10 protein-coding genes are annotated in these 12,016 nt (G+C 38.2%); 4 read left to right on the top strand and 6 right to left on the bottom strand.

Translation table 11 applies throughout. The annotated features are described in order from the left end of the window. Positions 1–119 precede the first annotated feature (119 nt). The gene (locus LEP1GSC203_RS02060; RefSeq protein ID WP_002972404.1) at positions 120–1,091 is read left to right on the top strand and encodes a ribonucleotide-diphosphate reductase subunit beta; all 972 of its coding nucleotides are present in this window, start codon (positions 120–122) and stop codon (positions 1,089–1,091) included. A gap of 19 nt (positions 1,092–1,110) precedes the next feature. Continuing rightward, entirely contained in the window at positions 1,111–3,495 is a 2,385-nt protein-coding gene (locus LEP1GSC203_RS02055) for a ribonucleoside-diphosphate reductase subunit alpha (protein WP_002972858.1), read from the top strand. 42 nt (positions 3,496–3,537) lie between these two features. On the opposite strand, the gene LEP1GSC203_RS02050 is transcribed toward LEP1GSC203_RS02055, so the two are convergent. Further along, positions 3,538–4,626: a calcium:proton antiporter gene (locus LEP1GSC203_RS02050; protein ID WP_002972892.1), complete on the bottom strand. Its 1,089-nt coding sequence runs from the start codon at positions 4,624–4,626 to the stop codon at positions 3,538–3,540. Positions 4,627–4,924: 298 nt separating this feature from the next. Here LEP1GSC203_RS02050 and LEP1GSC203_RS02045 point away from each other — a divergent pair, with 298 nt between their 5' ends. Further along, positions 4,925–6,334 (top strand): beta-propeller fold lactonase family protein, encoded by a 1,410-nt coding sequence (locus LEP1GSC203_RS02045; RefSeq protein ID WP_039937193.1) that lies wholly within the window; start codon positions 4,925–4,927, stop codon positions 6,332–6,334. Positions 6,335–6,379: 45 nt separating this feature from the next. Here LEP1GSC203_RS02045 and LEP1GSC203_RS02040 read toward each other — a convergent pair whose 3' ends face one another. The 5 genes from LEP1GSC203_RS02040 to LEP1GSC203_RS02020 all read right to left on the bottom strand — a co-directional run bounded on the left by LEP1GSC203_RS02040 (position 6,380) and on the right by LEP1GSC203_RS02020 (position 10,023). Next, complete coding sequence (locus LEP1GSC203_RS02040; RefSeq protein WP_002972422.1) at positions 6,380–7,135, bottom strand: oxygen-binding di-iron domain-containing protein; 756 nt, start codon at positions 7,133–7,135, stop codon at positions 6,380–6,382. A 3-nt stretch (positions 7,136–7,138) separates the two neighbouring features. Then, on the bottom strand, positions 7,139–7,744 hold the full coding sequence (locus LEP1GSC203_RS02035) for a hypothetical protein (protein ID WP_002972546.1): 606 nt from the start codon (positions 7,742–7,744) through the stop codon (positions 7,139–7,141). Positions 7,745–7,962: 218 nt separating this feature from the next. After that, on the bottom strand, positions 7,963–8,328 hold the full coding sequence (locus LEP1GSC203_RS02030) for a DUF2200 domain-containing protein (protein ID WP_002972564.1): 366 nt from the start codon (positions 8,326–8,328) through the stop codon (positions 7,963–7,965). A gap of 10 nt (positions 8,329–8,338) precedes the next feature. Beyond that, positions 8,339–8,794 carry a VOC family protein gene (locus tag LEP1GSC203_RS02025; protein WP_002972176.1) on the bottom strand — a complete coding sequence of 152 codons (456 nt, stop codon included), beginning with the start codon at positions 8,792–8,794 and terminating at the stop codon, positions 8,339–8,341. Between the two features lie 113 nt (positions 8,795–8,907). Continuing rightward, positions 8,908–10,023 (bottom strand): beta propeller repeat protein, encoded by a 1,116-nt coding sequence (locus LEP1GSC203_RS02020; RefSeq protein ID WP_002972369.1) that lies wholly within the window; start codon positions 10,021–10,023, stop codon positions 8,908–8,910. Positions 10,024–10,510: 487 nt separating this feature from the next. On the opposite strand from LEP1GSC203_RS02020, the gene LEP1GSC203_RS02015 reads away from it, so the two are divergent. Further along, entirely contained in the window at positions 10,511–11,977 is a 1,467-nt protein-coding gene (locus tag LEP1GSC203_RS02015) for a protein adenylyltransferase SelO (protein WP_002972835.1), read from the top strand. Positions 11,978–12,016 lie beyond the last annotated feature (39 nt).

Genomic DNA, 12,016 nt, shown 5'->3' with positions numbered 1-12,016 from the left:
ATCGCCCGTAAACGATCATCCGTACCGAAAATTTTTTCAGGGCCCCGGACTATTGCTACCGGGATACCCACACCTTCTAAAAATTAAGATGTTGTGTCCCGACTAACGGAGATTTAGTCATGGATTATCAATCAGAAGTATTATTAAAAGAAAATAAGGATCGTTTTGTGATCCTTCCCATCAAATACCCAAAAATCTGGGAAATGTATAAGAAACAACAAGCATCCTTTTGGACCGCTGAAGAAATTGACTTAAGTAGTGATTTGGATGATTGGAATTCACTCACCGAAAAAGAACGTTTCTTTTTAAGCAATATTTTAGCATTCTTTGCTGCAAGTGATGGGATTGTGAATGAAAACTTGGCAGTTAACTTCATGAGAGAAGTGCAACTACCTGAGGTTAGGTGTTTTTATGGATTCCAAATCATGATGGAAAACATACATTCTGAAACCTATTCCCTTTTGATTGATACTTACATCAAAGACCCAAAAGAAAAAAATCGATTATTCCGTTCTATAGAAACTATTCCGGCAGTTCAAAAAAAATCAGAATGGGCCTTACGTTGGATTGGTGAAGGAAATTTTGCTGAGAGACTTCTAGCCTTTGCTGCAGTAGAAGGTATCTTTTTTAGTGGAAGTTTTTGTGCTATATTTTGGATGAAAAAACGGGGACTCCTTCCTGGTTTAAGTTTTTCCAATGAACTTATTAGTCGCGATGAAGCCTTACATTGTGAATTTGCATGTATTCTTTTTAAAATGATCCAAAACAAACCAAGTGCCGAACGAGTGTATGAAATTTTTACAGATGCAGTGAACATTGAAAAAGAATTTATCACCGAATCGTTGTCAGTTGATCTGATCGGTATGAATGCAAAACTTATGCAACAATATATAGAATTTGTGGCGGATCGTTGGCTCATTGAACTAGGTTTTGAGAAACTCTATTATTCCTCTAATCCATTTGATTTTATGGAAATGATATCCTTACAAGGGAAAACAAATTTCTTTGAAAAACGAGTGGGTGATTACCAAAAGGCTGGTGTTCTTAATTCTGATCAAAGTTTTACATTTTCTCTAAATGAAGATTTTTAAATTCTAAAAAGGTAATTATATGTTTGTACTCAAAAGAAATGGAAAACAAGAGTCGGTTAAGTTTGATAAAGTTACAGCTAGGATTGAAAAATTATCCTACGGCCTAAGTCGATTGGTAAGTCCTATCGATGTTGCCAAAAAAGTAATTGAAGGCATTTACGATGGAGTGAGCACTTCTGATTTAGACAATTTGGCTTCAGAAATTGCGGCATCGCTTACCACCAAACATCCTGACTACGCACTTCTCGCAAGTCGAATTGCGGTGAGTAATCTCCATAAAAATACTACAAAATCTTTTTCAGAAACAATCGAACGATTGTATTCCTATAACGATCCGAAAACAGGAAAATGGATGCCGCTAATTGCAGAAGATGTTTGGAAAGTCGTTCAAAAACATTCTGAACTATTGGATAGTTCCATTATTTATGATAGGGATTTTGGCTTTGATTATTTTGGATTTAGAACTTTAGAAAAATCTTATCTACTGAAACTCGATGGTAAAATTGTGGAACGCCCACAACATATGTACATGCGTGTGGCTATCGGAATTCACAAAGACAGAATTGAAGATGTGATTCAAACATACAATTTAATGAGCGAACGTTGGTTTACTCATGCAACTCCCACGCTTTTCAATGCTGGCACTCCCAAACCTCAAATGAGCAGTTGTTTTCTTTTAACCATGAAAGACGATAGCATTGATGGAATTTATGACACATTGAAACAAACTGCAAAAATATCCCAAAGTGCCGGTGGGATCGGACTTTCCATTCATAATATCCGCGCCACAGGTTCTTATATTGGTGGAACTAACGGAACCAGTAATGGAATCATTCCCATGTTACGTGTGTTTAATGATACTGCTCGTTATGTGGACCAAGGTGGGGGAAAACGGAAAGGGGCCTTTGCTATTTATTTGGAACCATGGCATGCAGATATATTTCCCTTTTTAGAATTAAAGAAAAACCATGGCAAAGAAGAGATGCGAGCTCGTGATTTATTTTATGCGCTTTGGATTTCTGACTTATTTATGAAACGAGTAGAAGAGGGTGGCGATTGGAGTTTGTTTTGTCCCCATGAAGCTCCTGGTCTCTCTGATGTGTATGGCGATGAATTTGTCAAACTTTATGAAAGGTATGAGAGTGAAGGTCGTGCCCGAACGAAAGTCAAAGCCCAAGAGCTGTGGTTTGCGATTGTAGAGTCTCAAATCGAAACCGGAACTCCCTATTTGTTATACAAAGATGCGGCCAATTCCAAAAGTAATCAAAAAAATTTAGGTACTATCAAAAGTAGTAACCTTTGTACGGAAATTTTAGAATTTACAAGCCCTGATGAAGTTGCTGTTTGCAATTTAGCATCTGTCGCCTTGCCAAAGTTTGTATCTGAGGGAAAATTTTTATTTGATACTTTGTATGAAATTGTTTATCAGATGACCGTAAATCTAAACCGCATCATCGATGAAAATTATTATCCAGTGCCCGAAGCCAAAAATTCCAATTTAAAACACCGACCTATTGGGATTGGTGTGCAGGGTCTTGCCGATGTTTTTATTTTATTACGAATGCCGTATGAAAGTGATGCCGCAAAAAAACTCAACATCGAGATTTTTGAAACCATCTATTTTGCAGCAATGACTGCAAGTAAAGATATAGCTAAAGAAGAAGGAACTTATCCAAGTTATTCGGGATCTCCTTTGTCGAAAGGAATTTTTCAATTTGATTTATGGAACGTAAAACCAACAGAACGTTGGGATTTTGAAAGTCTTAGGAAAGAAGTGATACAACATGGAGTAAGAAATTCACTCCTTGTGGCACCAATGCCCACAGCCTCCACCTCCCAAATTTTGGGAAACAATGAATGTTTTGAACCTTATACGTCCAATATCTATTCAAGACGAGTCCTTAGTGGAGAGTTTATCATTGTCAATAAACATTTGTTACATGATTTGATTGAACTTGGTCTCTGGAATTCTGATATGAAAAATCAGATTATTGCCTCTGGTGGCAGCATCCAATCTATAACCTCCATTCCGGATTCTATCAAAGAAATATACAAAACTGTTTGGGAAATGAAACAAAGATCACTCATTGATATGGCTCGTGATCGAGGTGCTTTTATTTGTCAGTCCCAGTCCTTAAACTTGTTTGTTGAAAATCCAACCGTTTCTAAATTATCGTCTATGCATTTTTATGCATGGAAACAGGGTTTAAAAACAGGTATGTATTATCTGAGAACCAAAGCTGCGACGCAAGCTATTCAATTCACCGTAGAAAAAACCAAAGACCAAATTTCCATTGGTAATGATTCGACCTCGTTAGGACCAGCTAATCCACAAAAGGCGGAATCAGAATTTGTGGGAGAATCTTGTTCCATGGAAGAAGGATGTCTCGTTTGCGGAAGTTAGTGGAATCTCATAAATTCATTCGGATCAAAAATGATGTAAGTTCTATGGCATAAGAGAAATCGCCAAAAAGGAAGCCATAATCACTAAGTGGATGAGTCCATGAAGTGATGTGGTTCTCCCCGATCCAAAAGTAAAACTTCCCGCAAGAAACGTTACCATTAAAAACACAATTCCCTTAGTGTCTAAACCGAGGGTTAAAGGTTTGTCAAATAACAATGAATAAATGCTTACGGCAGGTATTGTCAGTGCAATACTGGCTGCTCCCGATCCCAAAGCTAAGTTTAAACTAGTTTGTAGCTCATTGATTTTTGCCGCGTTCATAGCAGCTAATGTCTCTGGTGCAAGAACAAGAATCGCAATCACAATTCCTACAACTGCTTTTGGTGCACCTAATGCTGCAATGGTGCTTTCGATGGTAGGACTGAGGATTTTTGACAGTCCAACAACGGCAACGAGCGAAAATAAAAGAGAGATAAAACTAGTGATAGCTCTTTTTTTAGTAGGTTTGCTTATATTCGTATCAGTTGGAATTACCCCACCGTCTGTGGCTGAAAAAAAGTTTTTATGTGATTTGGTTTGCGACCAAACAAGAGATCCGTACAAAACTAGAGAGGCAAACGAAACAAAAATCAACTGACCTGCACTATAAGTTCCTTTGTTTGTGGACGTTGTATATAATGGCAAAATCAATGTGAGTGTGGAGAGTACGGCAAGTACTCCAAGTAAAGCCGTTGTTCCCACCAATTGAAATCCCAATTCCTTGTGTTTTAATCCACCTAACAAAATACAGATTCCAATGATTCCATTGGTGACGATCATTAAAGCTGCGAACACAGTGTCCCTAGCAATTTGGGGTGAGTCCGCTGTATCATTACTCATAAGACTTACAATAAGGGCCACTTCAATCACAGTAACTGAAATTGCTAGAATCAAAGTTCCCAATGAAGGTCCTACTCGTTCGGCAATTACCTCGGCACTATGCACTGCACTGGAAATTCCTACTGCTAAAAATACAACAGCGAATGCAATCAGTAGTCCTTCGCCTATCGGAGCGACTAATGCAAAGACCAAAACCAAAAAGGAAGTGATCGAAAGCCAATCATTTGATGTTAGTGTTTTTGTTTTTGCCATGGGAAAAATAATTTTGTAAAAAAATTCCTTCCCTTCTCAGACGATCAAAAATGCATTAAAGTTCAACCAAATCCACAGATTTGCCACCTTTGTCGAACTCTTGGGCGCCTCGAATTCCACCAAAACAAAGTATCAATTCCAAAAACGACCGGGCTTTCCGTTGCAATCTCCGCTTCGCTTCGATTTTCACTACAATCCCTGGCGCAGAAATCAAGTTAGGTCAAATTTTTTATATGTCTCTATTAGTTTTAGGAATGACAATCTAGCTAATCCGCTTTACTTATGTTTGTTGTTTGCTATGAAGATAATTTTTTTTATTCAATCTTATCATACTAGGATCGAAAAATACCTTAAAGTCTTTTGTTTGTTCATTTGTCTTTTTTCATTCAATGCATGTCTTCTCAATCCCATCGTTCATAATCTTCTTTTTCCAGAAAAAAATTCTTCTTCCAAATCTTTTTTTGAACTTTGGGCCTTACTTGCAAGTTCCAATACTATCGTGGAACTAAATCAAAGTTGGGCAGGAATTCGTAAAGGTGACAGTTTACAACTCGAAGCAAATTACTATTCGTACGGTGCAAAAGTAGATACCTCATTTCAATGGTCTAGTAGCAATAATTTAGTAGCCACTGTGGATGGCAATGGACTCGTACAGAGTATCGGAAATGGGAAAGTGAAAATCACTGCAACTGCTTACGATGGGATAACCAAAGCTAGTGCGGATATAACCGTATATACAGGTTATGTCTACACTACTTTGGATTTGAATCAATCTGTAGGATTTCTCACAATGAATCATTCAACTGGAATTCTAACACCTGTAGTAACTAATCTAACTGGCAGTGGTCCCACAGGCATTGGTGCTGAGCCCTCGGGGAAATTTTTATTCGTTGCGAACTTATACGACGGAACATTTTCACAATTTTTAATCAATCAAAGTACAGGTTTGCTTACTGCAAATGGTACGCCAACTGCACCTGCGGGAGCAGCCCCGCGAAATTTAGTCATTACTCCCGATGGAAGATTTTTGTATCTTGCTTCCGAAGGTACTATGGCAATTCGTGCCTATGGTATTAATAGCGATGGAACTCTTACTTTTTTAAACTCCTATTCAACTGTAATTGCACATAATCAGATTCAAATTTCAAGCAATGGGAATTTTATATTTTATATCAGTCAGAACTTAACGGAAATCGTTTCCTATCGAATCAACTATAATGATGGAAGTTTGTCAGTGTCTGGAGTGAGTCCAACGTTTACCAATGACAGTTCAGGTTCTGGTAATGTTGCGAATCATCCTAATGGAGCCTATATATATGTAGGTTCCTATCCATCTGTAACAGTTCTTAGTTTTGATGAAAATACTGGTCAAATGGGTATAGTGAATTCTGTTTTTCATGGTCTAAGCACCAATGCTACTGCAATCCATCCCAGTGGACTTTTTTTATATTTAGTACATATCAACGAAGGTTCGATTTCTTGTTATATGGTTGAACCAAAATCTGGAAACATTACCTTTTCCTCTATTTTGACTGGATTTAGCGGAAGTTTGCGGTACATGACCATCGATCCGTCTGGACGTTTTGCCTATGTTGCAAATAATGGTGGGCAATTGAGCCAGTTTAGTATCAATCAAATTACTGGAGAACTCACTTCAATAGGTACTGTTAATCCCGGCGGAGTCCAATGGAATCTAACATTTCTTTAACTTTCTGAACCGATGAAAGGCAATTGATTGAATGCCTTATTCCTTTTATGTTTTAGGAAGTTCCAATGCATCCATTCCAATCTTTAATTCCGAAAACCATTGGATGAACCTCTCCACATCTGGACCTTGAAAGACAGAACCGTGTTGTGGGCAAAGCATATCTGGTTTTAAATTCGAAATTCTTTCACACCAGGCAATTTTTGCCTGCTCTGAAGCCATCCATCGTTTGTGAAATTTTTCCATATAACGAATGTGTTTATCAAAATCTTTTACGATCAAATCGGTTTCATCTAAAGGAAGTAAGGCGGCACCAATATCACCACTGAACAAAATTTTTGCTTTCGGATCCCAAAGATTTAAGTTTCCTGCACTATGCAAAAAATGAGCGGGAATAGACCTCAGTTTGATGTTTTGGTGAATGATTTCCATTCCTTCATCAGGCATAGGAATGAAGGTATCTGCATTACCTCCAAAGTGTGGCAAAAAACCAGTCCAAAGCCAACTCACATAACAACGGATCGATGAATTAACTTCAAGCCACAAGGAGATGGAGGATACTATATCAGGATCTTGGTGGGAGGCAAAAATATTTTTAATTTGGGAAGCAGGGAATACTTCTACGAGTGCCGAAAATACTTCAGGGAAAATTTCGCTTCCGCCTGGGTCTGTGAGTAACCCCATTCCATCTGACTCAATCAAATATTCATTGGTATCAATAAGCCAATTGGGTTTGGCTGGATCTCTTGCAATCACTGACCATTTGTGGTCGTTGTCGGAATATATAGTTTGAATTTTTTTCATTGTTTACCAGAGTTTTGCCAAATAACGATAAGAAGATTCGATGATATTTAAGGCTCCATCAAAACTCTCTGCAACTGCTAAAAATAATTTTTGATTTTCTACGATGGTTGCCGATTCAATACGAGTTTGTAGAGATACAGTGCGTCCCTCCAAACATAACTTAGTCGAACTCTTTACAATGTTATGTATGGCATTGAATTCTTTTCTTAATTGTAAATCTAACATTTCCTTTTCTTCGTTACGGTAATGCAAACTTGACTCAATATTTTTATAATGACTAGGGTCGACTTTTCGTAGATTACAAGTTTCTACTGCTACTTGTAACAAATGATAGACTTTGGCAATTTTTTGCATTTCGCTTGCCATTTTAATGACAATATTGATTGCTCTAGTCAACTTTTCGTTTACTTCTTGAATCTTGTGATTAAAATGAATGATCTCAGCCGATACAACACCATAACTTGCAGCAAATGCTCCCGAGTTCGCAGAAAGAATCTGTGCATTCAGAGCCCGAATTTTTAAACTATAGAGTAAAACCTTTAGTTTTAAAATCTCTTCGTTGGTAAAAATGATCTTTCGAAAAAAATCTTTTGTATCTTCGTCAGCCATTGGGGAACCTAACAGGAAATTCAAATATCTAGAACTCAATCAGCAGATCATCTATAGGACGAATTGTCAAGAAGAGATACAGACTTCGCGATTAGGAAAAATAGTATAGAATGGATCTAAAAGTCTCGTTTTGCGGTTTCTAGAGAGTTTTTTTAGTGAGTTTGGGACCCACGTAATGAATTTATTTTCTCAGTAGATACAAATTACCATTTCCACTTTTATCTAATTCGTAAAATCTTTTCCATAGATTTGCCTTTTGCCAATTCATCTACAAGTTTGTCTAAATACCTGACTTGCCTAGTGATTGGATTTTCTATCTCTTCTACACGATAACCACAAATCATTCCTTTGATTAGAATTGCATTTTGATTTAATTGAGCATTCTCAAAGAAGGATTGGAAATTTACTTTCTTATCGATTAGTTCATTGATGGTCTTTTCATCATAAGAAGTTAACCATTCGATCACTTGGTTTAATTCTGTTTTGGTTCGACCCTTTTTTTCTATTTTTGAAACATACATTGGATAAACAGTGGCAAAGATCATTTTTGCCATCTTCTCATTGTGTTCTTTAGTTGGTTCCATAAATTGTAACTTACTTTTTGCCTAGTTCTTCTGCCAAGCCGATGAGTAGTCCTTCAGTTCCACGAATATAACAAAGTTTATACATGTTTTCATAATTGACCACTTCGCCAACAAGTTTGGCTCCATGTTGCTTGATAAGTCTAGAAACCAATTCGTCAATGTCTTCAACAGTGAACATAACGCGTAGATAACCAAGAGAGTTTACCGGAGCCGTCCTGTGATCGGCCACTGTCGGCGGGCTTAGAAATTGTGAAAGTTCAATTTTACTGTGGCCATCTGGGGTAACCATCATGGCAATCTCTACACACTGAGAAACAATTCCTGTTACGCGACCTGCCCATTCTCCTTCTATGGTGGCTCGCATCTCGAGCTTCAGTCCAATCTCCTCAAAGAAAGGAATGGTGTCATCAAGGGATTTTACTACAATACTGACATTGTCCATTCTGAGTAATTTGTTTTGTGCCATGATAACTTATCCTTTTGTGTTCAAATTAATAGTCTTTTGATAATACAATAAGAAAGATTCAATATCCAGCGAATTAATGAACCAATAACCAAATTGGAACAATGCTACTCAGATTACGGAGATGATGCAGCGATAGAAGAGCCATAAGAGAGGGCAGCAAAGACCCCGTTGCCATAGGTAACAGCATACCAATTGGCAGTATTAGGTAAATTTCGCGCTGTCCAATTGATTCCATCATTGGATGTAGCCACCTTTGAAGAGTTATAAGCAATCGTTACAAAGACATTGTTGCCAAAAGTAACCGAATACCAACTGGCAGTACTTGGCAAAGATCTAGTCGTCCAAGTGATGCCATCAGGAGAAGTAGCTGCGATATTGCTACCATCAGCAACAGCCACAAAGACTCCGTTACCATAAGTCACGGATTGCCAAGAAGAAGGACTTGGTAAAGTACGCAGTGTCCAGTTGATGCCATCAGGTGATGTTACCGCGACATTATTTCCATAAGAGACAGCAACGAAGAGGCCGTTACCAAAGGCAACAAACCACCAAGTATCAGCACTTGGTAAAGTTCGCAGAGTCCAATTAATTCCGTCTGGCGAAGTGGTCGCCCTTGTGCTGGAAATATCTATGGCAACAAAGAGACCATTTCCAAAGGTAACTGATTGCCAACCAGTCGTAGGGGAAGGTAAGGTTCGCAGAGTCCAGTTGATACCATCAGCCGATGTGGCCGCAATGGTGCTATTGCTACTAGCGACAGCAACAAAGAGGCCGTTTCCAAAAGTAACCGAAATCCACCAAGCTCCAACGGGCATAGTTCGCAGTGTCCAGTTGATTCCATCGGGAGAGGTAGCTGCACTTGTGCTTCCAACTCCATCCGCGACTGCTACGAAGACACCATTCCCATGGGCAACCGAAACCCAATTTCCCGTAGGAATCGTTCGGGCCGTCCAAATGCTTCCATCGGAAGCACGCTGAAAATTGACTAATGTCGAGTAATTGATTCCACAATGTGCAGATGAGTCACTTGCAATGAATTTTAAGAGTACAGTAGATATATTAGCTTTACTATATGGATCACATATATTTTCCCTTGGTGGTTGTTTGCAAGAAATAGCTGGAAATAAACACACGATAGCTAAAAATTGAATGATTAGAATTTTCCATTGTTGCTTCAATTGTATAGAAATGATAAGGAGGGAAAAAATCGTATTTGATATGACTTTCATCTTTCGGTGTCTTAATTTGATCTTAACAATGTGATAAACTCAATGGTAAATCTAGTCAATAAATTTTGTTTATCTGTGGCAATTGTTAGAGAAACGAATCATAAATTCAAATCCATAATTTAAATGATAAGGTAATTTAAAGAAAAAGTATGATGAAAAATATTCATTAAAGTAAATTGCTATTTTATTATTCTAATTAATCATATACTCACTATCTCCTTAATTTAAAAGATTTAATCTGCAATATCGCATAACTGGTAACATTGTAAAAAATATAGTGTCTTGAATCGAAAACCCTATCACTAGTTTACGATGAGCATTTGTTTAGAGGCAATAAATTGATAAGCTTTTTTTGAGATCAATGCTAATGGTGGATCGTTGGCATCAAATCTCGATTGACCGGTGATTGCTTTTTAGTATTCTTTCCAATGCATTTAAGAAAGATAAAATCGTATTCACAAATGAATTCTAGAAAGGTCTAAGGTATATGTCTTTTGCTTTTTTTCCTTCGCATCCCATAGTAGAAGCGACCTATACATCGTTGCCAAACTCATTATTCCAGTTTACAAAACCAACTCCCGTTTCTTCTCCGAAAGTATTGTTTTGGAACGAAGAGCTTGCAAGGGAATTTCAATTTGAGGATTGGACAAATGAGAAGGAAGCCACAGCTCATTTTTTTTCTGGGACATCATTACCTGATGGCATTCAACCGTTTGCACAAGCTTATGCCGGACATCAGTTTGGACACTTCACAGTATTAGGTGATGGACGTACGATTGTGATCGGAGAGTTTCAAAATCGAGCTGGGGAACGGTTTGACTTCCAATGGAAGGGCTCTGGAAAGACTCAGTATTCGAGAAATGGAGATGGAAGAGCCACACTCAGTGCAATGGTTCGAGAGTATATCATGAGTGAAGCGATGTTTGGTTTAAACATTCCGACAACTCGAAGTTTGGCTGTTGTAGCAACAGGGGAAGTAGTTTTCAGAGAAGAACCGCAAGGAGGAGCCGTATTGACGAGGGTGGCTTCCAGTCATATCCGAGTGGGAACATTTGAATTCGCATATCAGACTTTATCAAAGGAAGAATTAGACTCTCTATTTCAATACACTGCCAACCGGCATACACCCGATGTTTTGAAAACAGATAATCCAGCATTGGCGTTTTTGGAATTTGTGATGAAACGCCAGGTTTCCCTCATCACAAACTGGATGAGAGTTGGTTTTATCCATGGTGTGATGAATACCGACAATATGAGTATTTCTGGAGAAACCATCGACTATGGTCCATGTGCATTTATGAATGGATACTCCGCAAAACGAGTGTTTAGTTCCATAGATCGAATGGGAAGATACGCTTTTACCAACCAACTCGGTATCGGACACTGGAATCTTTCCTGTTTAGCCAATTCGCTTCTTCCGCTCATTGACCCTAATCAAGAGACTGCGATTGAATTGGCAAAATCAAAATTATCCGAATTGGAAAGTTGGCTCCATTCAAGTTACATCCAAATGCTTGGAGAAAAAATTGGATTTCCTCACCTAACAGAAAAGGATATGCCACTTCTGCAAAGTCTTTACCAGTGGATGCAAGATACAGAAGCCGATTATACCAATACTTTTTTGGTATTAGAAGGTGTGTATACACCTAAGGATTCTATTTATAATGAAAGTCGTTGGAAAGATTGGGTGCGGACTTGGCAGGAAGAAAAAAAGAAAAAGGGAATCAGAGAAGAAGAAGCTATCGCCCTAATGCAGAAAACGAATCCAAGCCTGATTCCCAGAAATCACCTGGTGGAATTAACATTGGCAAATGCGACCCAGGGACTCACAAGTATTGTGGAACAGTTTATTGCAAGAGGTAAGTTTCCATACAAACGAGAATTCGGTTATGATTATGCCGAAGAAGTGCCAAAAGGTGGTGATGGCAACTATCGAACATTTTGTGGAACATAATGGACATTTTGTTTTTGTAATGCGAAATGAAAGTGTCTC

The sequence above is a fragment of the Leptospira terpstrae serovar Hualin str. LT 11-33 = ATCC 700639 genome (genome assembly GCF_000332495.1).
GTDB classification, from domain to species: domain Bacteria; phylum Spirochaetota; class Leptospiria; order Leptospirales; family Leptospiraceae; genus Leptospira_A; species Leptospira_A terpstrae.
This window is presented reverse-complemented; position numbering and strand designations above follow the sequence as displayed.

Bases quoted from the DNA above. Each gene is read 5' to 3' on its own strand.
- LEP1GSC203_RS02015 (WP_002972835.1), top strand. From the start codon at position 10,511: ATGTCTTTTGCTTTTTTTCCTTCGCATCCCATAGTAGAAGCGACCTAT.
- LEP1GSC203_RS02040 (WP_002972422.1), bottom strand. From the start codon at position 7,135: ATGAAAAAAATTCAAACTATATATTCCGACAACGACCACAAATGGTCA.
- LEP1GSC203_RS02055 (WP_002972858.1), top strand. From the start codon at position 1,111: ATGTTTGTACTCAAAAGAAATGGAAAACAAGAGTCGGTTAAGTTTGAT.
- LEP1GSC203_RS02020 (WP_002972369.1), bottom strand. From the start codon at position 10,023: ATGAAAGTCATATCAAATACGATTTTTTCCCTCCTTATCATTTCTATA.
- LEP1GSC203_RS02060 (WP_002972404.1), top strand. From the start codon at position 120: ATGGATTATCAATCAGAAGTATTATTAAAAGAAAATAAGGATCGTTTT.
- LEP1GSC203_RS02035 (WP_002972546.1), bottom strand. From the start codon at position 7,744: ATGGCTGACGAAGATACAAAAGATTTTTTTCGAAAGATCATTTTTACC.
- LEP1GSC203_RS02050 (WP_002972892.1), bottom strand. From the start codon at position 4,626: ATGGCAAAAACAAAAACACTAACATCAAATGATTGGCTTTCGATCACT.
- LEP1GSC203_RS02030 (WP_002972564.1), bottom strand. From the start codon at position 8,328: ATGGAACCAACTAAAGAACACAATGAGAAGATGGCAAAAATGATCTTT.
- LEP1GSC203_RS02025 (WP_002972176.1), bottom strand. From the start codon at position 8,794: ATGGCACAAAACAAATTACTCAGAATGGACAATGTCAGTATTGTAGTA.
- LEP1GSC203_RS02045 (WP_039937193.1), top strand. From the start codon at position 4,925: ATGAAGATAATTTTTTTTATTCAATCTTATCATACTAGGATCGAAAAA.